The organism is Gordonia sp. G4 (assembly GCF_057770005.1).
This window is the reverse complement of the sequence record NZ_CM173442.1, coordinates 2,433,227-2,454,644: the sequence shown is the minus strand read 5'-3', so window position 1 is coordinate 2,454,644 and position 21,418 is coordinate 2,433,227. Positions and strand designations below refer to the sequence as shown.

The window sequence follows — 21,418 nt, the reverse complement described above, 5'->3', positions numbered from 1 at the left end:
CGCTAGCGTGACTCAGATCACGATCGGGGGATGCGATGATGCCGGCTCGAATCGACGTGCGACGTGCGGACCATGCGGGACGCCGGTGGCGGCGACGAGTCCGCGCCGTCACCTGCCTCGCCGCCGGCGCCACGCTCGTCTCCACTCTGCTCGTGGCCGCGCCCGCGGACGCGGCCACTCACCTCTTTCCCGACATCTCCGAGGTCTCGGTTCCCCAGGCCGCATGCGGCCCCGGCTCACTCCCCGAGCCGGGCCTGCAGGGTGACGTCAGCGCGGAGGATCGCCTCTCCGGCCGCAGCATGCGCGGCTACCGCTGCAACGTCACTCGGATCGGCGGTGTCCGCGGCGCCGGCGGCGGCATCGTCTCGGCGAACTTCGAGCACTGCAGCTACACCGGCAGCCTGTTCCCCGGGAACAACTGGGTGAACCCGCCGGGCGTTCAGGTCATCGACGCCTCGGACCCGAGCTCGCCGCGTGTCGTCGGGTCGCTGACGGATCCGGCCATGCGCGGTGGCACCTGGGAGACCCTGAAGGTCAACAAGGAGCGCAAGCTCCTCGCCGCGACATCGGTGCCGCTGCTGTGGGGCGGCGGGTTCTTCGCCGTCTACGACATCTCCGACTGCACCCGGCCCAGACTCCTCAACAAGGGCCCGGGCACGTCGACGCCGCTGCCGTTCACCTCCCACGAGGGCGGTTTCTCACCCGACGGCCGCACCTACTGGGCCTCCGGGGTGTTCCCCGGGCACCTCAGCGCCATCGACATCTCCGATCCCCGGTCGCCCCGCGTGATCTGGCAGGGTCTCCACTCGTTCCTCGGACACGGCTTCGGCATCTCCCCGGACGGGAATCGGATGTTCCTGTCGAACATGGCGGGGGTGACCGTGCTCGACATCAGCGACGTCCAGCGCAGACGCCCGCACCCCCAGGTCCCCCACCTCGCCGCGTACCTGTGGCCCGACGGCCAGCTCAACCAGCACTCGATCCCGATCACCTACCGCGGTCGGCCCCACATCGTCACCGCCGACGAGGCCGGTTCCGGCGGGGTCAAGATCTTCGACGTGACGAAGGTGAACGCACCCCGGTACACCGCGCAGATCAAGCTCGAGATCAACCTCCCCGAGCACCTCGACACCAATCTGCGGTCGTCGACCGGCGGTTCGCTGTTCAGCAGCAACCCGCACTACTGCGCGGTCGACCGGCCGAACGATCCCACCGCGCTGGCCTGCGGATGGGAGTCGTCGGGCATCCGGGTCTTCGACATCCGCGACCTCGACCGTATCCGCGAGATCGGTTACTACAACCCGCCGGCCCGCACGGGCACCACCCTGCTGCAGACACCCAACTCACCACATGTCGTCGGTTCGCTGCTCGGCGTGCCCGCCGTCGAATTCCTCAGTCTCGGAATGTCGATCGCGAACGGCAAGGTCAGGCTGAACGAGATGGTCGGTCCCCGTAGCGGAATGGTCGTCGGCGGTGACATGTCGACCGACTGGTGCATGTCCCCGCCCGAGTTCCGGGGAAACGAGCTGCGCGTCACCTGTTCCGACGGCGGTTTCCAGGTGTTGCGGCTGAGTCCCGCCGTGTACACCCCACCCCCGGACCAGAACAGCACGATCGGATGAGCTTCTCTCGCCCCGACGTTCCGCTGGTGCGCGCCGTCGTGGTCGCCGCGACCGCGGCACTCCTGCTCACGATGGGCGTCGTCGTGGGGGCCGTGTGGGCGGGCCGCGACCACGACTCGTCCGCGATGAGTGTGTCCGACATCGGATTCGCTCAGGACATGTCGGCGCACCACGACCAGGCCATCCTCATGTCGAGGACGATCGGCGCGGTACCCGGGGTCGCGCCGCAGATCCGCGGTGTCGCCGACCGGATCGTCCACACGCAGACCGCCGAGAGCGCGACGATGCGAGGCTGGCTGCAGTGGTTCGACCACCCGATCACCGCGGCGGAGCCGATGTCCTGGATGGCCGGTGGGGACGCCCGTCACGGGGACACCCAGCACGGCGACGGACTCGGCTCCCACCCGCCGATGCCGGGGATGGCGAGCATCGACGAGGTCGGCCGCCTGAGCGCCCTGCCACCCACCGATGCCGAGATCTTGTTCCTGCAGTTGATGATCCGGCACCACCGTGGCGGGATGTCGATGGCCCAGGCGGCGTACAACGACGCGCGAACCGGTTCCGCGACGAAGGATCTGGCGCTCATGATGATCGGTGATCAGGGCGACGAGATCGGCCTGATGACCATGCTGCTCAAGGAGCGCGGCGCCGATCCGTTGCCGACGTGATCACACGGTCGGCAACGGATCGGAGTCGAGCCTCAATCGGTCTTCGGATGCAGGGTGAACATCTCCCACACCTCTTTCTGGTCCGCTGCCCAGGGGTCGTAGACGAACGGCGCGTGCCGCAGGGCCATCCCCGCCTTGCGCGGCGTCCGGTTGGCCTTGAACCCGTTGCAGGACTTGCACGCCGCGACCTGATTGCCGAACGTGCTCGGGCCGCCCTGGGACACCGGGACGATGTGGTCGACGGTGTCGGCCGGGCTGTCGCAGTAGGCGCAGATCCATTGATCGCGCCGCAGGATGGTCGCGTTCGACGCGTAGGAGTCCATCGTCTTACCCGCAAACGGGCGGTAGGCGTCTCGTCTGATCGCCACCACCTTGTGGATGGGCAGGGACAGCGTCGGGGAATGGACGACGCGAACCAGCGGGGTGCCCTCGACGTTCCGCGCGACCTCGGTGGTCAACAGGACCGCGGCGCGGCGCCAGGTGACGCGCGCCAGTATCTGTAGTCCGGCATTGGTGACGAAGATGGTCATGACAGCTCCTCGATGCGTGGGCGAGTGAGTGCGCCGACCACCGAGGTCCATGACCTCAGGAACTGGTGACGCGTGATGTGATCGGTCCCGGCCTGCCGTCGGATTCCAGTCCGCACGGACGGTCGGATGGGGCGGTTCGCCACTCGCCGGCGAAAGCCTTGTCACCCATCGACATCTGCGTCACCTCCTCTCGTTGGTCTGGCATGCTCTGTCGCCACGATAACCGCGCTCCGGGTGCACTGCCACCGTTTATGTCCGGCGTGTTCGGATGTTCACCCAGTTCACACGGGCTGTTTGCAGGCATTTTTCACCGTAGGGCACGTTGAGCCAGCTCGTGATGATCTTCGTGGTGCTCGAGATCGGACGCCAGGCCGGGACCCTCGACTGAGCAGGGAGCAGGCGCGCGGATCAGAAGATCTCGGGCAGATCCGCCGAGACCGTGTTGGGGTAGGTCGCCGGCCGCTTCTCCAGGAAGGACATGACGCCTTCATAGACGTCCCCGGACTGCCCCCGGTAGAAGATCGCCTTCGAGTCGGCACGATGAGCGTCGAGCGGGCTGGGTGCGCCGGCCATCCGCCAGAGCAGTTGCCGGGTCAGTGCCACCGAGACGGGCGCACTGTTCGCGGTCATCTCGCGCGCGACGGCGATGGCGGTCTCGAGCACCTGGTCCTTGGGGACGATCTGCTGGATCAGCCCGCGGTCGAGTGCCTCGTCGGCCTGCACCATCTTGGCACCGATCGTCCACTGCAACGCCGTCGGCAACCCGACCAACCGGGGCAGGAACCAACTCGACGCGGCTTCGGGAACGAGACCGCGTGCGGCGAAGACGAACCCGAACTTCGCGTCCTCCGAGGCGATCCGGACGTCGGCGGGCAGGGTCATCGTCACCCCGACCCCGGCCGACGGGCCGTTGACGGCCACCACGATCGGTTTGAGCGAGGCGAACATCCGCAGGGTGAGTTTGCCGCCCTCGTCCGCGGGAATCTCGGGCTCCCGGCTCGCATCGGACTCCACCACCGACGAAGCATCGAACGTCGCACCACCCGCCTCGAGATCGGCGCCGGCACAGAACGCGCGGCCGTTACCCGTCAGCACCACCGCACGCACGGTGTCGTCGGCATCGGTCTCGTCGAACGCGGCGCAGAGCTCCTCCCTCATCTGCACGGTGAACGCGTTGAGCCGGTCGGGCCGGTTGAGCCGGAAGATCGCGATCTCCCCGTCGCGCTCGACGGTGATGGTGGGCTGGTCTTGTCGGGATTTGCGCCCGACGTCTGATGTATCGCTCGTCACAGAGGTGATGCTATCGGGCGCTGGGACACTCCGCGTCGGCTGTGTCAAAGGTATCCGGTTCAGACACAACACAACGGCGGCGCCACCCTCCCCGGGTGACGCCGCCGTTGTGTCAGATCTGCTCAGACGGGCACGATGTCAGCTCGCGTCGGACTCGCCGGCCTTGGTGAGCTCGACCGGTGCGTCGGGAACCATGCGCGGCTTCTCCGAACCGGTGAAGACGAATCGGGCGTCGTCGCCTTCGCCTTCGCCGTCCCAGTTCTCCACGTCGACGAGGACGATCTGTCCGGGGGCGATGTCGCCGAACAGGATCTTCTCCGACAGCTGGTCCTCGATCTCGCGCTGGATGGTGCGACGCAGCGGGCGCGCACCCAGCACCGGATCGAACCCGCGCTTGGCCAGCAGCGACTTCGCGCGGTCGGTGACCTCGAGGGCCATGTCCTTGTTCTTCAGCGCACCTTCCACGCGCGTCAGCATGAGATCGACCATCTGGATGATCTCCTCACGCGTGAGCTGGTGGAACACGACGATGTCGTCGATACGGTTGAGGAACTCGGGGCGGAAGTGCTTCTTGAGCTCGTCGTTGACCTTCTGCTTCATCCGGTCGTAGTTCGACTTGGTGCCGTCGCTCGACGAGAAGCCCATGCCCACGGCCTTGGAGATGTCCGAGGTACCGAGGTTGGACGTGAAGATCAGCACGGTGTTCTTGAAGTCGACCGTGCGACCCTGACCGTCGGTCAGGCGACCGTCCTCGAGGACCTGCAACAGCGTGTTGTAGATCTCCGAGTGGGCCTTTTCGATCTCGTCGAAGAGCACCACCGAGAACGGCTTGCGGCGCACCTTCTCGGTGAGCTGACCGCCCTCTTCGTAGCCGACGTACCCGGGAGGGGCACCGAACAGCCGCGAAGCGGTGAAGCGGTCGTGGAACTCGCCCATGTCGATCTGGATGAGCGCGTCGTCCTCGCCGAACAGGAAGTTCGCGAGCGCCTTGGAGAGCTCGGTCTTACCGACACCGGACGGGCCGGCGAAGATGAACGAGCCCGACGGACGCTTCGGATCCTTCAGACCGGCGCGCGTGCGACGGATGGCCTTGGACACCGCCTTGACGGCGTCCTCCTGGCCGATGATCCGCTTGTGCAGCTCGTCCTCCATGCGGAGCAGACGGGTGGTCTCCTCCTCAGTGAGCTTGAACACCGGGATACCGGTCCAGTTTCCGAGGACCTCGGCGATCTGCTCGTCGTCGACCTCGGCCACCACGTCCATGTCACCGCTGCGCCACTGCTTCTCGCGCTCGGCGCGTTCGGCGACCAGCTGCTTCTCCTTGTCGCGGAGGCTGGCGGCCTTCTCGAAGTCCTGCGCGTCGATCGCGCTCTCCTTCTCCTTGCGCGCGTCGGCGATGCGGTCGTCGAACTCGCGCAGATCTGGCGGCGCGGTCATCCGGCGGATGCGCATTCGCGCACCGGCCTCGTCGATGAGGTCGATCGCCTTGTCCGGCAGGAACCGGTCGTTGATGTAGCGGTCGGCCAGCGTCGCGGCGGCGACCAGCGCACCGTCGGTGATGGAGACGCGATGGTGCGACTCGTACCGGTCACGCAGACCCTTGAGGATCTCGATGGTGTGCTCGACGGACGGCTCGCCAACCTGCACGGGCTGGAACCGGCGCTCGAGGGCGGCGTCCTTCTCGATGTACTTGCGGTACTCGTCGAGGGTCGTCGCACCGATGGTCTGCAGCTCGCCACGCGCCAGCTTCGGCTTGAGGATGCTGGCGGCGTCGATCGCGCCCTCGGCGGCACCCGCGCCGACGAGCGTGTGCAGCTCGTCGATGAACAAGATGATGTCGCCGCGAGTGTTGATCTCCTTGAGCACCTTCTTGAGGCGTTCCTCGAAGTCACCGCGGTAGCGGCTGCCCGCGACCAGCGAACCGAGGTCGAGGGTGTAGAGCTGCTTGTCCTTGAGGGTCTCGGGGACCTGGCCGTTGACGATGGCCTGCGCAAGACCTTCGACGACGGCGGTCTTGCCGACACCGGGCTCACCGATGAGCACCGGATTGTTCTTGGTGCGGCGGCTCAGGACCTGCATGACCCGCTCGATTTCCTTCTCCCGGCCGATGACCGGGTCGAGTTTGCCCTCGCCGGCGGCTGCGGTCAGGTTGCGGCCGAACTGGTCGAGGACCAGCGAGGTGGACGGCGTGCCGGATTCGCTGCTGCGACCCCCGGTACCCGCCTCCTGTGGCTCCTTGCCCTGGTATCCGCTGAGGAGCTGGATGACCTGCTGGCGGACGCGGTTGAGGTCGGCGCCCAGCTTCACCAGGACCTGGGCGGCGACGCCCTCGCCCTCGCGGATCAGGCCGAGCAGGATGTGCTCGGTACCGATGTAGTTGTGGCCGAGCTGCAGGGCCTCGCGCAGCGAGAGCTCCAGCACCTTCTTGGCACGCGGGGTGAACGGGATGTGCCCCGACGGCGCCTGCTGCCCCTGGCCGATGATTTCCTCGACCTGGCTGCGGACCCCTTCCAGGGAGATCCCGAGCGACTCGAGCGCCTTGGCGGCCACGCCCTCGCCCTCGTGGATGAGGCCGAGGAGGATGTGCTCGGTACCGATGTAGTTGTGGTTGAGCATGCGCGCTTCTTCTTGGGCCAGAACCACAACCCGACGCGCGCGGTCGGTGAACCGTTCGAACATTGTTCTCCCTCACATTGCTAGCGCCCCGGCCGCCGCGGAGCCGCTTCGGAGGTCCCGGAGGACAACCGGTGCGGATAGACGACGACCAGCCTGCTTCCACTCTAGAGGTCGTCTCGGGTGCACCTGCAGTTAACGCCTGCGCAGAGTGCGTGGATCCACCGATGCGGCGGGGATGTGCACAGTACAACTGCGCTGGCCGGGGCTGTGTTCCCCCGCCGCTACGCCGAGAGCGAACGGCGCCGCCGAGTGCCCCCGATGCCGCCCACCTCGAGCTCACACCTGCAGCGCGGACAGGATGTTGCCCGACGGATCGGCGAACCACGCGATGTCGGGCCCGTTGTCCCCGCCGCGGACGATCCCCCGCTCATCGTGGGCGAAACCCTCGTACCGCAGCATCTCGACGCCCTTGCCGACCAGTTGGTCCACCGTGGCCTCGAGATCGGGCACGGCGATGTTGAGGACGGTGAAATCCGCGGGGACGTGATCGTCCTTCGGATACGCCAGGACGGTCACTTGCCGCCGGATCCGGATTCCCAGGATGCCCATCGGGTACCGCAGCACCCGCATACCGAGGACGTCGCGGTAGAACTGCTCGGTGGAGCCGAGGTCGCGGACCGCGAAGCCGCTGCACGTCGACGCCGGTGGACCCACCCCGATCTCTTCCTCGTCGGACAGCCGGATGATCTGGACCCAGTTGCCGTCGGGGTCGGCGACGGTCCCCAGGAAGCTGCCGCCCCGGTTCTCGAGGGGACTGATCCATTCGGCACCCAGGTCGTCCAGACGCGCCGCCGTCGCCTGAGGGTCGTCGACGTCGACGTTGAGGATCCGGCGAGGGCCGTCGGTGGCCGGCCCTGACACGTCGGCGCGTTTGTCGAACAGGAGGAAGAAGCCGTCGAGTTCCACATAGTCGTATCCGGGTCCCCCGGACCCGGTCGATTCGACCTGCGCCTGGAAGGCGGTCGAATACCACCGGGCAAGGCGTCCCGGGTCGTCGCTGGAGAAGAGTAGCGAACTGCTGCTTGCGGTGGCCATGGTGATACAGACCGCTCGCCGGACCCGAACTCATCGGTGAGCCGGCCCGGTGTTTCGCTCAAACCGCACGATTCGCCGGTGATCGGATTAGCGTCGTAGCCCATGACCCACGACGCCCGGCCCCGGTCGCACCGGGTCAACCTGACGGTCTTCATCGCCTCGGGCGTCATCGTGGTCGCCTTCGCCGTCTGGGCGCTGGCGGCACCGGCAGCGGCCGAGTCGACGATCAACGACGTACGCGACTTCATCACCCGCTGGTTCGGCTGGTGGTACTTCATCCTCGCCACCGCCATCGTCGGTCTCGTGGTGTTCCTCGGCCTCAGCAAGTACGGGCGCTACCGGCTCGGACCGGAGGAATCGCGCCCCGAGTACAGCCTGTTCACCTGGACGGCGATGCTGTTCGCCGCGGGGATCGGCATAGATCTGATGTTCTTCTCGGTCGCCGAACCGGTGACCCATTTCCTCAACCCGCCGACCGGGCCCGCGGAGACCAACGAGGCTGCGCGCGAGGCGGTCACGTGGACGGTCTTCCACTACGGGGTCACCGGGTGGGCGATGTACGCGCTCATGGGCGGCGCGCTCGCGTATTTCGCCTTCCGGCACAATCTGCCGCTGACGATCCGGGCAGCGCTGTACCCGATCTTCGGCAAGCGTGTCGAAGGTCGCTGGGGCGACGCGATAGACGTCGCGGCCGTCCTCGGCACCATCTTCGGGATCGCGACCTCGTTGGGGATCGGCGTCGTTCAGCTCAACTTCGGGCTGAACGAGATCTTCGGGATCGAACAGGGCAAGGCGGCTCAGATCGGCCTGATCGTCCTGGCTGTGGTGATCGCGACCGCGTCTGCGACCTCTGGTGTCGACAGGGGCATTCGACGCCTCTCCGAGATCAACGTCATCCTGGCCATCTGCCTGCTCGTATACATCACGGTCGCCAAAGACGCGGACTTCCTGCTCAACGGCCTCGTCCAGAACGCGGGCGATTACGTCTCCACCTTCGCCGACCGGACGCTCGACACCTTCGCGTGGGACCAGGTGAACCCGCCGCCCGGCAACGACGCCCGCGCCTTCGTCGATGGCTGGACCCTGTTCTTCTGGGCCTGGTGGGTGGCCTGGGCGCCGTTCGTGGGGCTCTTCCTCGCCCGCATCTCGCGCGGACGCACGTTGCGGCAGTTCATCTTCGGCGTGCTGGTGGTCCCGTTCAGCTTCATCCTGGTGTGGATCTCGATCTTCGGGAACAGTGCCCTGCAGGTGGCCCGCGGCGATGCGGATTTCGCCGAGACGACGGCCTCCACACCCGAGGCCGGGTTCTATTCGCTGCTCGATCAGTACCCAGGTTCGACGCTGCTCATCGGGATCGCAACCATCACCGGCCTGCTGTTCTACGTGACCAGCGCCGACTCCGGCTCGCTCGTGATGGGCAATTTCACCAGCCGCCTCGACGACCCGATGGCCGATTGCACACGGTCGCTTCGTATCTTCTGGTCGGTGGCGATCGGTCTGCTGACCCTGTCGATGCTGTTCGCCGGCGGCGGCGACGGGTCCATCCTCACCCTGCAGGCCGCGACGGTGATCATGGGCCTGCCGTTCTCCTTCGTCCTCGGGCTCATCGGCATCTCACTGCTTCGTGCCGTCCGCAACGAGTCGGTGAAACTCGACAGCTTCCGGACGACGCTGCCCAAGGTGATCGCCGTCGGGCGCGGCCCGACGGAACACGGCAGCTGGCGACAGCGACTCATCGGCACCCTGCGCTTCCCCGGCCGGGTTGCGACCCGGAAGTTCATCGAAGCCAACGTCGTACCGGCCATGACCGAGGTCGCCGAACAATTCGGCCGGGAGGGGATCACCGCGACGGTCGACGAGTCGGCCGAGAACGAAGGGCTGCCGTCACCGCGCCTGGTCGTCGAACTCGCCGAAGTTCCCCGGTTCGAGTACTGCGTGTGGCCGGTCTCGGCGCCGACCCCGACGTACGCGGTCCGGACCCAGCGGTCCGACGATCGCTACTTCCGGTGCGAGGTGTATCTCACCGAGGGGTCCCAGGGCTACTCGCTCACCGGCTACACCCGCGACCAGATCATCGGCGACATCCTCGACCAGTACGAACGTCATCTCGGTTATCTGCATCTGCGAGATGCCGCTGGTGATCACCACGACCCCGAACCCGATCCGGCCGCCGGCGACGGTACCGTGCCCGACAGCGACACGGACATCCCCGACAGCAGTTCCGAAGGAGCATCGGCTCGATGAGCGAGACCCTCTACATCGGCGGCCGCTGGCGGCCCGCCGCCTCCGGCGAGACCCGTGAGATCCGTTGTCCCGCAGACAACTCGCTCGTCGGTGTGGTGGCCGAGGGCGGTGTGGCCGACACCGAGCAGGCCATCGCGGCGGCCCGCCGGGCGTTCGACTCCGGCGAGTGGAGCGCCACACCCGCCGCCGACCGCGGGGACCTCCTTCTCCGCGTCACCGCCCAGATCGACGAGCGCCGAGACGAGTTCGTCCGCGCCGAGACCCTCGACACCGGCAAGCGGCCCTACGAGTCGGACATCGACATGACCGACATCGCGAACTGCTTCCGGTACTTCGGCAAGCTCGCGGCGGCCGACGCCGGGCGCGTGGTCGACACCGGGTCACCCGACGCCGATTCGCGCATCGTGTACGAACCGGTCGGCGTCTGCGGATTGATCACACCGTGGAACTACCCGCTGCTGCAGGCGGCGTGGAAGGTCGCGCCGGCACTGGCGGCGGGCAACACCTTCGTGCTCAAGCCCGCCGAACTCACCCCGCACACGTCCATCCTGCTCATGCAGGTCCTGGAGCAGGTCGGTCTCCCGGCGGGCGTGGGCAACCTCGTCCTGGGCGCGGGCGCCGAGGCCGGCGCTCCGCTGTCGTCTCATCCTGACGTCGACCTGGTCTCGTTCACCGGTGGGCTCGTGACCGGCCGGGTCATCGCCCGCGAGGCGGCGGCGACGGTGAAGAAGGTCGCGCTCGAACTCGGGGGCAAGAACCCGAACGTGGTCTTCGCCGACGCCTGCGCCACCGACGAACTCCTCGCGGCAGCGGTCGACAACGCACTCAACGCGGCGTTCCTGCATTCGGGGCAGGTCTGTTCGGCCGGAGCCCGGCTCATCATCGAGGAGTCCGCACACGATCGCTTCGTCGATGAGCTGGTCCGCCGCGCGGAGCAGATCCGGCTGGGCCTGCCCTACTCCGAGGGCACCGAGACCGGACCGCTCATCTCGGCGGCGCACCGAGACAAGGTGCACGCCTACGTCGAACAGGCTCGTGCGGATGGCGCGATCATCCGCACCGGTGGCGCGTTCGCCACGGGCGATGCGGGTTCGGGGCGCCTGGACGACGGATGGTTCTATCTGCCCACCGTGATCGATCGCGCCGACCGTTCGATGGCCTGCGTGCACGACGAGGCGTTCGGACCGACCGTCACCGTGGAGACCTTTGCCACCGAGGACGAGGCCGTGACCCTGGCCAACGACACCGTCTACGGTCTCGCGGGGGCCGTCTGGTCGGCCGACGCGGCACGCGCCCGCCGCATCGCCGGACGAATCCGGGCCGGAACGGTGTGGGTCAACGACTTCGGGCCGTACCTGCCGGAAGCCGAGTGGGGCGGTTACGGCCAGTCGGGCTTCGGGCGGGAGCTCGGACCGTCCGGTCTGGCGGAGTACCGCGAAGCCAAACATGTCTACGAGAATCTCCGACCGGGCGTGACCGGCTGGTTCGCGGACCGGTCCGGAGACGGCGAGGAGCGACGATGAGCGAGACCTACGACTACGTGGTCGTCGGCGGCGGCTCCGGGGGTGCCGTGGTGGCGTCGCGGCTGTCCGAGGACCCCTCGGTCACGGTGTGCCTGCTGGAGGCGGGTCCGTCCGATGTCGGCGACGACGCGATCCTGCGGCTCGACCGGTGGATGGAACTCCTCGAATCCGGTTACGACTGGGACTATCCCATCGAACCGCAGGAGAACGGCAACGATTTCATGCGCCACGCCCGGGCGAAGGTCCTCGGCGGGTGCAGTTCGCACAACAGCTGCATCGCCTTCTGGGCTCCGCGCGAGGACCTCGACTCGTGGGAGCGCGACTTCGGATGCGCCGGATGGGGTTCGGCGGAGTTGTACCGCCTCTACCCGCAGATCGAGACCAACGACGCGCCGGGCGCGCACCACGGTCGCAGCGGTCCGGTCCACCTCATGACGGTGCCGCCGAACGACCCGTGCGGGGTCGCCCTGCTCGACGCCTGCGAGTCGGTCGGCATCCCCCGCGTCGAGTTCAACAGCGGCAGCACGGTTGTCAACGGCGCCAACTTCTTCCAGATCAACCGACGACCCGACGGTGTGCGCGCCTCGTCGTCGGTCAGTTATCTGCACCCGCACCTCGAGCGGCCGAACCTCACCATCCGCACCGGATCGTGGGCAAAACGGGTGGTCATTGAGCGGGTCGACGGCGAGTTGCGTGCCGTGGGCGTCGACATCACCGACAACGCGTTCGGTCGCACGACACGGATCGAGGCCCGGGGCGAGGTGATCGTGTCGGCGGGGGCGATCGACTCCCCGAAGTTGCTGATGCTCTCGGGAATCGGGCCGGCCGACGATCTGCGCGAGCACGAGATCGAGGCCCTCGTCGACGCGCCGGGGGTCGGAGAACACCTGCAGGACCACCCCGAAGGGGTGATCGGGTTCGAGACCGCGAAGCCGATGGTCCGCGAGTCGACCCAGTGGTGGGAGGCGGGCATCTTCACCACCGTCGATGCGGGTCTGACCCGGCCGGACCTGATGATGCACTACGGCAGTGTGCCGTTCGACATGCACACTCTTCGCCAGGGCTACCCGACCAGTGACAACACCTTCTGCCTGACACCGAACGTGACCCACGCGCGGTCACGGGGCACTGTTGCGTTGCGTTCCCGCGACTTCCGTGACAAGCCGCGCGTCGATCCCCGGTACTTCACCGACTTCGAGGGCTACGACATGCGGATCATGATCGCCGGCCTACGGAAGGCCCGCGAGATCGCCGCCGCCGAACCGCTGTCGACGTGGATTGCGCGAGAACTGTATCCGGGCCCCGATACCACGAGCGACGCCGAACTGGCGGACTACATCGCCCGCACCCACAACACCGTCTACCACCCGGTCGGCACCGTGCGGATGGGTGCGCCCGACGACGAGCTGTCGCCGCTCGATCCCGAACTCCGCGTCAAAGGTGTTGCAGGACTTCGGGTGGCCGACGCGTCGGTGTTCCCGGAACACACGACGGTGAACCCCAACCTCACCGTGATGCTCGTCGGCGAACGCTGCGCCGAGCTGGTGCGCGCCGGCGGCAACTGACCGCCAGGAGCGACTAGGTCGCGAACGAGTCGACGATCCGTTCCAGGACCGCAGCTACCTGTTCGGTGGCGGCCTCGCGATCGTCGGCGGCGGCGACGTAGAGCGCCGCCTCGTCGAGCGCGCCGATCGCGACGTGGGCCAGCGGGCGGGTGGGCTGCTCGACCGCCTGGCCCGTGGCGATCGCGGCCGCGATCAGGCCTTCGACGAGTGCGAATCCGAATTCTTCTCCGCGAGCACGCCATTCACTCCATCCGAGCACCGATGGCGCCTCGACAAGGGTGATGCGGTGCACCTCCGGCTCGGTGCACAGCCGCAGGAACAGACGCATACCCGCCTTCAGCGCGGCGAGCGGGTCCTCGGCGGCGCGCTCCCCCACGGCCGCCGCGATCTGCGCGACGATCGACTGTTCCACGTCGTCGTAGACGGCGACGAACAGCCCTTTCTTGTCGTCGAACTGGTGGTAGAGCGCACCGCGCGTCACGCCGGCCTCGGCGACGATCTCCTGGGTGCCGACGTCGGCGAAGCCGCGTTCGCCGAACAGCTTCCGGCCGGCGTCGATCAATGACGCGCGGGTCGCCGCGGTCCGCTCGGCCTGGGTACGACGATTGACTTTCATACAGTTTGCACGTAACTTTCATACTCAGTGTTCGTAAGTTATCCGAGTCTACGAGAAGCGGGTCTCGCCATGGCAACTGCACCGCAGGCGGCTACACCCCCACCCACCACACTTCCGAGCGTCGAGCTGCCCTCCGGCGTCTTCGAGTACGCCACATACGGGCCCGCGGAGTCCGCGCATCCGCCGATCGTCTTCGTCCACGGCGCCGTCGTCGATCATCGCCTGTGGGAACCGACCGCGCTCCTGCTCGCCGAGCGCGGGTTCAGGTGCCTGGTCCCCCTCATGCCCCTGGGCTCCCATCGCATTCCGCTCGGGCCCCGGGCGGACCGCTCGCCGCGCGGGATGGGCCGGCTCCTGCGTGAGTTCGTCGACCGGTTCGGCCTGTCCGCCGCGACACTCGTGGCCAACGACTCAGGCGGCGCCATCACCCAGTTCGCGCTCGACGACGACCCGCGATTCGTCAGCCGGTTGGTGTTCACCAACTGCGATGCGTTCGATCTGTTCCCACCCCAGCCGTTCCGGCTGTACTTCACACTGATGAAGCACCGTTGGCTGCTGAAGCCCCTGGCCGAGGCGATGCGACTGCGCGCACTGCGCCATTCCGCACTCGGGGTCGGCCTGCTGCTCAACGACCCGGACCCCGAACTCACCGGCTCGGTCTTCGAGCCACTGCAGACCGATGCGCGCATCCGCGACGACTTCATAGCTTTCCTCCGAGGCATCAGTCCGGCCGAACTGGCGACGATCACCCCACGGATGTCCGGTGTCGACCTTCCGGTCCGCCTGGTCTGGGGACGCGACGACCGATGCTTCACCCCGGCGCACGGACGCCGGCTGGCCGCTGCCTTCCCAGGCGGCGCGCCGTTCGTCGAGGTTCCCGACGCACGGACCTTCGTGTCGCTCGACCAGCCGCGGGCCGTGGCCGACCAGATCGTCGAGCTCACCGTCGGGGACCTCACGTCGCCCTGACTGTCCGTCCCGCGGAGGAAATTTCCTCCACACCCGTCGGATTGTCGCGTCCAGCCACGACGATGAAGGTGTGAGCAGCGACCAACCGGTTTCTTCGACCCGGGGACCAGAGGGATTGCTGGCAGTCTATGACCAGGCACTGCCAGAGGTGTACGGCTTCGTCGTGCGCCGCTGCCCGGATCGTCGCACCGCCGAGGACGTCACCTCGGAGACCTTCCTGGCCGCGATGGACTCCGTCCGACGACGACGCGACACCGAACCGACCACCGGGTGGCTGATCGGGATCGCCCGGCACAAGCTCGCCGATCACTGGCGACGCGCCCAGCGCACCCCGGAGCCCGTCGAGAATCCACCCGACCGCGGCAACGATCCGTGGGACACCGAACTCGACCGGATGGTCGCCCATCACACCCTGGGCCAGCTGTCGCCGGTCCATCGTTCGGTGCTGACGCTGCGCTACGTCGACGATCTCCCCGTCGGCGAGTGCGCGGAGATCCTGGGCCGCACGGTCGGCGCGACCGAGGCACTTCTCACCAGGGCCAAGCGCGCGTTCCGTGCCGCCTACCCCGAAACACAACCCCAGCCCAGCGGGAGAGGAGGTCACGCATGAGTACCCGGAACAGCTCGCGCTTCGACGCGACGCGAGATCCGCTGCACGTCCTGAACGCGGCGCGCACGCCGGGCTTCGACGATCCCGTTCGTCCCGACCGCGATTTCGCCGCCGCGCTGCGTGATCGCCTCGAGCGCGGCGCGAACCTACCCGAAGGAGTCGTCATGGCCACCGCAACACAACTCGATGCATCGGAGACCGCCCCGTCCGCTGCGCCCTCCCGAGGAGAACCGGTGGTGGAACGCCCCGGCGCCCTCCCGTATCTCGTCGTGGCCGAACCGCAGGCCGCGATCGACTGGTATGTCGACGCGTTCGGCGCACGGTTGCGCGGCGAACCGATCGTCATGGCCGACGGCGTGATCGGCCACGCCGAACTCGAATTGGGCGGCGGCGCGGTCTATCTCGCCGCCGAGTTCCCCGATCTCGGACTCCGCGCGCCCGCCCCCGGGCAGGTCTCGGTCAGCCTGATGGTCGCCGTCGACGACACCGACGATGCGGTCTCGAGCGCCGCCCGCGCCGGAGCCGCGGTGACCCGCGAGCCGTACGAAGCCCACGGCACCCGCACTGCGGTCGTCGTCGACCCGTTCGGGCACCGCTGGATGCTGAGCGGGCCGTCGAAGACCACGACCCCCGCGGTGATCCGCCAGGGCGACGTGGGCTTCATGTCCCTGAACACGCCCGACGCCGCCCGTGCCCGACGCTTCTACGGCGACGTCCTCGGCTGGGAGTTCGACTCACAGGGACGGCGTGTCATCAACGTCGGTCATCGCCTCGGCATCTTCGAGACCCCGGGCGCCCCGACGATGTTCTGCGCGTACGCCGTCGACGACCTCGAGGCCGCCCACGAGCGCATCGTCGCGGCCGGCGGACAGGGGACGTTCGGTTCCAGTCCCGACGGACACCGCGTCGTCGACGCCGTCGATGATCAGGGCGTCCGATTCGCGGTCTTCGCCTCCGACCCGGAGGACACCCGGCCGGAGGCGCACCCGCGCGCACCCGGAGCCATGACCTACCTGACGGTGCTGACGCCCGACAGCGGACGGTTCCGCGAGTTCTACGGTTCGGTGCTCGGCTGGACGTTCCACGGCGGTCGCGTCGACGACGGCTGGGAGGTCGACGACTCCCGACCGCAGATCGGTCTCGCGGGCGGCGCGGACCGCCCGGTCGCCGTGCCGATGTGGACGACCGACGACGTCGTCGCCGCAGTCGAGCGCGTCCGCGCCGCGGGCGGGACGGTACTGGAGGAACCGAGCACCGCCCCGTACGGCGTTTCCGCGCGATGCGCCGACGACCAGGGCGGGCAGTTCTACCTCGGTCAGTTGTTCTGAGCACCCACCCGCACGCGCAGGAAGCAACACGGCATCAGCCCACCAACAACCCGACGATCAGCACCACCATCGCTGCGGCGGTCAGCAGGGAACGCACGACGTTCCACGGCACCCAGACGGCGGTGAACCGCGACCAGACCCTCTCCGCCTCGTCTCCGCGGACGTCACCCGCGGCGTCGAGACGGTCGTTGGCGGGGACGTTGACGACCATCGTGATCACGATGCCGAGCGCGGTGAGGACCGTTGCGGCGAAGGCCCACCAGCGGAGACCCGAACCCCAACCGAGCCAGACGGTCAGCGCGCCGAACAGCAGACCGCCGCCGAAGATCACCGCGAAGAGCGGGTTGAGGATGGCGCTGTTCATCCGCTGCATGGCCGCGACCGCGACGTCGGCACCGGCCCGGGTCAGACCCGGAATCACGGCGTAGCCGAATCCCGCCAGCACACCGGCGCTGAGCCCGGTGGTCACGATCGTCAGGGTCACCAACACCTCGCGCAGCAGATCCATGGGAACAGTTCAGCATCTCGCGAGGCGAAAACCGTGACCCGACCGGCGGATTTCCTGCTCCGCCGTCCGGATCCCGACTCCGGAGCGGCCACCGCCGTCATGGTTGACTCTTACCCATGTCCTCTCGCCCTCGCGTCCGGGCCCTGTCCGCGCGTCTGCCGTTCGGCATCGGGACCATCGTCTTCGTCCTGTGCGCCGCGCTGGTCGTGACCGGTGGCGTGGTGCTCGCGAGCGGTGACGCCCGGACCGACGACGGTGAGTACGTTTACGGCGAGCTGCGCGGATACGAACGTGAGCCGGGGACCGCCTGGACGATCGTCGGCCAGGAGGACCTGCCCGACTACGTCGGTGAGGTCACCATCGAGGTCGCCGACACCTCCGACGAGGGTTGGCTCATCACGTATCCGTCCGGATTGGGACGCTCGTTCGTGATGGTGGACCGGCGTACCGGAAAACTGCTGTGGGACAGCCCCATCAACGCGGGGCAGGGCGACTGCGCGGTCAACGAGGCGGGCCAGGTCGGTTGCGCGGTACAGCTGGGCACCCCGCTCGACGACGGTTTCTACCTCGTCGACGACGACGGGGTCCCGACCCGCACCGCGGAGTATCTGGACACCAAGGCGGTCGAGGGTCTCGGCACCGACTTCCTGCGCGTCAACCGGGTCGGGCACCAGGTCACGCTGAACACCCCGGCCGGCAACAACATCTGGGCACGGACCTTCGCGGCACCGGTCGTCGGCATCGAGGTATCCGGCGACATCGTCGTCATCAAGACCGCCGATGCCAGCCAGCATCTGGTCAACCCGGCGACCGGGGAGGACCGCATCGGTTGCGACCAGTGCGCGATCAAGCTCCACCCGACCGGAGTGACCGTCGACCACCAGGCCTACGGCGAGGAGAAGGTGGTCACCTACGCCACCGTCAACGGGCGGGTCGACGCCGATCCGGTCGCGGAGGCCGACGGCCTGCGCGTGCTGCCGGGACCGTCGACCCTGCCCGTCCTGAACGCGGCGAACCGGGTGTTCGCCGCCGAGGGACAGTACGAGGTCCGCGATCCCGCGCAAGCGGGGGCGCTGTGGCAGATCCGCGACGGCGAACTGTCCAAGGCCAATGCCGTCGCCTGTGGCTCCCTCGTCAACTTCGGCCGCCTCGACGGTTCACGGACGACGTACGCGCTCGCCAACGGCGCACACGTCGGCAGCGGGCCCCCGCCCGGTCCGCAGCAACCGATCCTCGCCAATCCGCGGTGCGTCGGGTCCAGCGGCACCACCATGGTCCTCGTCAATCAGGGGCTGCTGACCGGACTCACCCCGGGCAACACCGCGGCGTGGGAACGCGGTCTGTCCTCCCCCGGTCTCGTCCGGGTGGTCGACGGATACATCGTCGTCAGCGAGGGCAGCACCCTGTCGATGCTGCGCCCGAACTGACCCCGGCCGCTGCCCCGATCGTCCCGCCATCAACCATCGTGTGGGCCGTTTCACAGGCGCACTCGAGCTTCCGGCCTCACCTGCACAAACACGAAAACGTCGTCCCGTACAGACCTGATTCGGTTACGACAAGATAACGCTTTGCTCACGGCCGCGTGTACGGTCGGCTCGGTTCCGCAAGCACGAACCACGAGATGTACACGCGAGGTCGATCAGTTTTGGGTAAGCACTCCAAGCCACGGAAGAGGTCCCGCACACCGCTGTGGGCCACCGCCCTCCTGCCGGTCGGCGTACTGGCCGGCGCGGCCACCGCCGGAGCCGAGCTCTCCGGTCAGACACTGGCCCCGACGCCTGTGTCGGCGCCCCAGTCGCCCCAGTCCGCGACCGAGGCCACCACCACACCACCCGCCGTGACGCCTGCCGTCCGGGCCCACCCGATCGCGCCGACGCCCCCACCGCCCCCGGTCCGCCCGGCGAGCGTCACGACCGGCGCGGTCCCGGTGACCAACTACGACGCGTACTCCTCGGCCGCCAAGGCCGTCACGAGCACCCACCCGCGCTGCGGCATCGACTGGAAGGTCATCGCCGGGATCGGTCGCGTCGAGTCCCATCACGCCGATCAGGGCAACGTGAACCCCGACGGCGTGCTGCGCAGTGCGATCTTCGGTCCGCGCCTCGACGGGTCCCTCGCCGGCAACCAGGTCATCGGTGACACCGACGGCGGCCAACTCGACGGCGACCCGGTCTACGACCGCGCGGTCGGCCCGATGCAGTTCCTGCCGTCGACGTGGAAGATGTACGCCGCCGACGGCAATCGCGACGGAAAGTCCGACCCGCAGAACATCTTCGACGCCGCGCTGACCACCGCGAACTACCTGTGCGACGAAGACCTCGACCTGCGGGACTCGTCCTCGCTGGTGACCGCGGTGCTGCGGTACAACAACTCGATGGACTACGTGGACAAAGTCCTCGGTTTCGCCCGCGAGTACTGATCGCGCTCTCCTCGCACCTGGTCCGGAAGAACTGGAAGATCGGCCGTTCCGGAGTTGGGACAGAGCGGCCCGCGGAGTCACGCACAGCAACGACACAGGGGCGACGAGCAGGGCTCGGCGCTCGTGCTCGTGACCGACAGACGTCAACTCGACCGATGGACTTCGATCGAAGTCTGGGAGTCGAGTTGAAGTCTGTCGGTTACGAAACGCAGCTATGTGCCGCCTCACCATCTGCGGTGCGAGAAGCGATAGCGACAACCTCCCACCTCTGCCCCCTGAGGTGCGAGGAGCGCAAGCGACGACCTCCCACCTCTGCCCCCTGAGGTGCGAGGAGCGCAAGCGACGAGCCACGAAGGGTCGGCGACCGAGGCTGCGAAACCCTTCGTGGCGCTCGCAAGCTCGCTCCTCAGGGAGCAGGCACCAGCTCGCAAGCTCGCTCCTCAGGGAGCAGGCACCAGCTCGCAAGCTCGCTCCTCAGGGAACAGGCACGAGCTTGGGCGCCAGGACCTCAGCCTTGCGTCAGGAACGCCTGCAGCGCAGCCGAATACATCGGCACGTCGTCGGCACCCATGAGCTCGCGTGCGGAGTGCATTGCCAGCTGTGGCGCGCCGACGTCGATCGTCGTGAGACCCGTGCGTGATGCCGTGATCGGTCCGATCGTCGACCCGCACGGCAGGTCCGCCCGGTGGACGTACCGCTGCATCGGGACGCCCGCGGCGTCGCATGCGAGCGCGAAGACGGCCTCTCCCACCGCATCCGACGCGTAGCGCAGGTTCTGGTTCACCTTGAGCACCGGGCCGCCGCCGATCGAGATGCGGTGGCCGGGTTCGTGCCGTTCGGGATAGTTCGGGTGGGTCGCATGGGCCATGTCGCCCGACAGGCACACACTCGCGGCCATCGCCCGCAGGAAGTCTGCGCGTGATCCGCCCCGCGCCAACACGATTCGTTCGCAGACCGAGCCCAGGAAGTCCGAGGCGGCACCGCGTTCGGAACCGCTGCCGACCTCCTCGTGGTCGAACAGGACCAGCATCTTCGTGTGATTCGACGACCCGGCGTCGAGCAATGCGCGCAAACCCGTGTAACAGGTGCCCTGGTTGTCCAAACGGGGTGCGCTGAGCAGATTTCCGTCGGCGCCGATGACCGCCGACGGTGCGACGTCGTGGGTCATGAGCTCCCAGCCGAGGACCGCGTCCGGATCGATCCCCGCATACTCCGACACCCAGCCCAGGACAGCGGGAACCTCGTCACCGATCCCCCACACGGCGTTGACGTGCCGTTGCGGATCGAGCGAGACGCCCTTCCGGTCCTCGGACAGATGGATCGCGAGCTGGGGCACCCGCACCACCGGCTCGGTGACATGGACCAGCGTGTGCGCCACCGAATTTCCCGACCGGTACGCGAGACGGCCGGAGAGGCCGAGGTCGCGATCGAGCCAGGAGTTGAGCCACGCACCGCCGTAGGGTTCGAGCGCGACCATCGCGACTCCGGCCGACGAGCGGTCCGGATGCTGCTTGAGCCGCAGGTTGGGACTGTCGGTGTGCCCGCCGACGATTCGGAAGGCACCCGACGGCCCTGTCTCCCAGGCGATGATCGAGCCGCCGCGGATCACGTAGTGCCGCGCCGACGGCGCGTCGAGGTCACCTCCAGGCCACTCCTGGTCCTCGAAAAGTCGCGTGTACCCGGCATTTTCGAGTTCGCGTGCCACCGTCGCACAGACGTGGAACGGCGACGGCGACGCGTCGATGAACTCGCCGAGCCCGCTCGCGGTCGCACTGGTCGGGATTCTGGCGGACGCACTCATCGGCGTGCCTGCTC

At 67.9% G+C, this 21,418-nt stretch carries 17 protein-coding genes; 10 read left to right on the top strand and 7 right to left on the bottom strand.

Annotated elements, in window-relative coordinates; translation table 11 throughout:
- The first annotated feature begins 35 nt into the window (after nt 1–35).
- On the top strand, nt 36–1,622 hold the full coding sequence (locus tag AC3B5T_RS10960) for an LVIVD repeat-containing protein (RefSeq protein ID WP_488358652.1): 1,587 nt from the start codon (nt 36–38) through the stop codon (nt 1,620–1,622).
- Nucleotides 1,619–2,290 (top strand): DUF305 domain-containing protein, encoded by a 672-nt coding sequence (locus tag AC3B5T_RS10955; protein ID WP_488358651.1) that lies wholly within the window; start codon nt 1,619–1,621, stop codon nt 2,288–2,290. Before AC3B5T_RS10960 ends, AC3B5T_RS10955 begins: the two co-directional genes overlap by 4 nt.
- 32 nt (nt 2,291–2,322) lie before the next feature.
- Here the strand turns inward: AC3B5T_RS10955 and AC3B5T_RS10950 are convergent, their stop codons facing one another.
- The 4 genes from AC3B5T_RS10950 to AC3B5T_RS10935 all read right to left on the bottom strand — a co-directional run bounded on the left by AC3B5T_RS10950 (nt 2,323) and on the right by AC3B5T_RS10935 (nt 7,821).
- Nucleotides 2,323–2,820, bottom strand: a complete 498-nt coding sequence (locus AC3B5T_RS10950; protein ID WP_488358650.1) for an HNH endonuclease — start codon at nt 2,818–2,820, stop codon at nt 2,323–2,325.
- A gap of 408 nt (nt 2,821–3,228) precedes the next feature.
- Nucleotides 3,229–4,110 carry an enoyl-CoA hydratase-related protein gene (locus AC3B5T_RS10945; protein ID WP_488358649.1) on the bottom strand — a complete coding sequence of 294 codons (882 nt, stop codon included), beginning with the start codon at nt 4,108–4,110 and terminating at the stop codon, nt 3,229–3,231.
- A 138-nt stretch (nt 4,111–4,248) separates the two neighbouring features.
- Nucleotides 4,249–6,789, bottom strand: a complete 2,541-nt coding sequence (locus tag AC3B5T_RS10940) for an ATP-dependent Clp protease ATP-binding subunit (protein WP_488358648.1) — start codon at nt 6,787–6,789, stop codon at nt 4,249–4,251.
- A gap of 273 nt (nt 6,790–7,062) precedes the next feature.
- Nucleotides 7,063–7,821, bottom strand: coding sequence for a VOC family protein (locus AC3B5T_RS10935; RefSeq protein WP_488358647.1), 759 nt, complete (start codon nt 7,819–7,821; stop codon nt 7,063–7,065).
- A 102-nt stretch (nt 7,822–7,923) separates the two neighbouring features.
- On the opposite strand from AC3B5T_RS10935, the gene betT reads away from it, so the two are divergent.
- The 3 genes from betT to AC3B5T_RS10920 are packed head-to-tail and all read left to right on the top strand — an operon-like array spanning nt 7,924 to nt 13,153.
- On the top strand, nt 7,924–10,065 hold the full coding sequence (gene betT, locus AC3B5T_RS10930; protein WP_488358646.1) for a choline BCCT transporter BetT: 2,142 nt from the start codon (nt 7,924–7,926) through the stop codon (nt 10,063–10,065).
- Entirely contained in the window at nt 10,062–11,588 is a 1,527-nt protein-coding gene (locus AC3B5T_RS10925) for an aldehyde dehydrogenase family protein (protein ID WP_488358645.1), read from the top strand. The genes betT and AC3B5T_RS10925 overlap by 4 nt, the downstream gene beginning before the upstream one ends.
- Nucleotides 11,585–13,153 (top strand): GMC family oxidoreductase, encoded by a 1,569-nt coding sequence (locus AC3B5T_RS10920; protein WP_488358644.1) that lies wholly within the window; start codon nt 11,585–11,587, stop codon nt 13,151–13,153. Before AC3B5T_RS10925 ends, AC3B5T_RS10920 begins: the two co-directional genes overlap by 4 nt.
- 13 nt (nt 13,154–13,166) lie before the next feature.
- Here AC3B5T_RS10920 and AC3B5T_RS10915 read toward each other — a convergent pair whose 3' ends face one another.
- On the bottom strand, nt 13,167–13,769 hold the full coding sequence (locus AC3B5T_RS10915) for a TetR/AcrR family transcriptional regulator (RefSeq protein WP_058251213.1): 603 nt from the start codon (nt 13,767–13,769) through the stop codon (nt 13,167–13,169).
- A 69-nt stretch (nt 13,770–13,838) separates the two neighbouring features.
- On the opposite strand from AC3B5T_RS10915, the gene AC3B5T_RS10910 reads away from it, so the two are divergent.
- The 3 genes from AC3B5T_RS10910 to AC3B5T_RS10900 all read left to right on the top strand — a co-directional run bounded on the left by AC3B5T_RS10910 (nt 13,839) and on the right by AC3B5T_RS10900 (nt 16,676).
- Nucleotides 13,839–14,738, top strand: coding sequence for an alpha/beta fold hydrolase (locus tag AC3B5T_RS10910; RefSeq protein WP_488358643.1), 900 nt, complete (start codon nt 13,839–13,841; stop codon nt 14,736–14,738).
- Between the two features lie 115 nt (nt 14,739–14,853).
- Nucleotides 14,854–15,348 carry an RNA polymerase sigma factor gene (locus AC3B5T_RS10905; protein ID WP_014925439.1) on the top strand — a complete coding sequence of 165 codons (495 nt, stop codon included), beginning with the start codon at nt 14,854–14,856 and terminating at the stop codon, nt 15,346–15,348.
- Nucleotides 15,345–16,676: a VOC family protein gene (locus AC3B5T_RS10900; protein ID WP_488358642.1), complete on the top strand. Its 1,332-nt coding sequence runs from the start codon at nt 15,345–15,347 to the stop codon at nt 16,674–16,676. Before AC3B5T_RS10905 ends, AC3B5T_RS10900 begins: the two co-directional genes overlap by 4 nt.
- Nucleotides 16,677–16,710: 34 nt before the next feature.
- Here AC3B5T_RS10900 and AC3B5T_RS10895 read toward each other — a convergent pair whose 3' ends face one another.
- Nucleotides 16,711–17,184: an anthrone oxygenase family protein gene (locus AC3B5T_RS10895; protein WP_014925437.1), complete on the bottom strand. Its 474-nt coding sequence runs from the start codon at nt 17,182–17,184 to the stop codon at nt 16,711–16,713.
- A 116-nt stretch (nt 17,185–17,300) separates the two neighbouring features.
- Between AC3B5T_RS10895 and AC3B5T_RS10890 the strand changes: the two genes are divergently transcribed.
- Together AC3B5T_RS10890 and AC3B5T_RS10885 are read left to right on the top strand one after the other, a co-directional pair.
- Nucleotides 17,301–18,611, top strand: a complete 1,311-nt coding sequence (locus AC3B5T_RS10890; protein WP_488358641.1) for a hypothetical protein — start codon at nt 17,301–17,303, stop codon at nt 18,609–18,611.
- 218 nt (nt 18,612–18,829) lie between these two features.
- The gene (locus tag AC3B5T_RS10885) at nt 18,830–19,603 is read left to right on the top strand and encodes a lytic transglycosylase domain-containing protein (protein ID WP_010844204.1); all 774 of its coding nucleotides are present in this window, start codon (nt 18,830–18,832) and stop codon (nt 19,601–19,603) included.
- Nucleotides 19,604–20,111: 508 nt separating this feature from the next.
- Here the strand turns inward: AC3B5T_RS10885 and AC3B5T_RS10880 are convergent.
- Nucleotides 20,112–21,404 carry a M18 family aminopeptidase gene (locus AC3B5T_RS10880; protein WP_488358640.1) on the bottom strand — a complete coding sequence of 431 codons (1,293 nt, stop codon included), beginning with the start codon at nt 21,402–21,404 and terminating at the stop codon, nt 20,112–20,114.
- Nucleotides 21,405–21,418: the final 14 nt, after the last annotated feature.

Coding starts and splice junctions, on each gene's coding strand:
- AC3B5T_RS10960 (WP_488358652.1), top strand. CDS start 36: ATGATGCCGGCTCGAATCGACGTGCGACGTGCGGACCATGCGGGACGC.
- AC3B5T_RS10955 (WP_488358651.1), top strand. CDS start 1,619: ATGAGCTTCTCTCGCCCCGACGTTCCGCTGGTGCGCGCCGTCGTGGTC.
- AC3B5T_RS10950 (WP_488358650.1), bottom strand. CDS start 2,820: ATGACCATCTTCGTCACCAATGCCGGACTACAGATACTGGCGCGCGTC.
- AC3B5T_RS10940 (WP_488358648.1), bottom strand. CDS start 6,789: ATGTTCGAACGGTTCACCGACCGCGCGCGTCGGGTTGTGGTTCTGGCC.
- AC3B5T_RS10935 (WP_488358647.1), bottom strand. CDS start 7,821: ATGGCCACCGCAAGCAGCAGTTCGCTACTCTTCTCCAGCGACGACCCG.
- betT (WP_488358646.1), top strand. CDS start 7,924: ATGACCCACGACGCCCGGCCCCGGTCGCACCGGGTCAACCTGACGGTC.
- AC3B5T_RS10925 (WP_488358645.1), top strand. CDS start 10,062: ATGAGCGAGACCCTCTACATCGGCGGCCGCTGGCGGCCCGCCGCCTCC.
- AC3B5T_RS10920 (WP_488358644.1), top strand. CDS start 11,585: ATGAGCGAGACCTACGACTACGTGGTCGTCGGCGGCGGCTCCGGGGGT.
- AC3B5T_RS10915 (WP_058251213.1), bottom strand. CDS start 13,769: ATGAAAGTCAATCGTCGTACCCAGGCCGAGCGGACCGCGGCGACCCGC.
- AC3B5T_RS10910 (WP_488358643.1), top strand. CDS start 13,839: ATGGCAACTGCACCGCAGGCGGCTACACCCCCACCCACCACACTTCCG.
- AC3B5T_RS10900 (WP_488358642.1), top strand. CDS start 15,345: ATGAGTACCCGGAACAGCTCGCGCTTCGACGCGACGCGAGATCCGCTG.
- AC3B5T_RS10895 (WP_014925437.1), bottom strand. CDS start 17,184: ATGGATCTGCTGCGCGAGGTGTTGGTGACCCTGACGATCGTGACCACC.
- AC3B5T_RS10890 (WP_488358641.1), top strand. CDS start 17,301: ATGTCCTCTCGCCCTCGCGTCCGGGCCCTGTCCGCGCGTCTGCCGTTC.
- AC3B5T_RS10880 (WP_488358640.1), bottom strand. CDS start 21,404: ATGAGTGCGTCCGCCAGAATCCCGACCAGTGCGACCGCGAGCGGGCTC.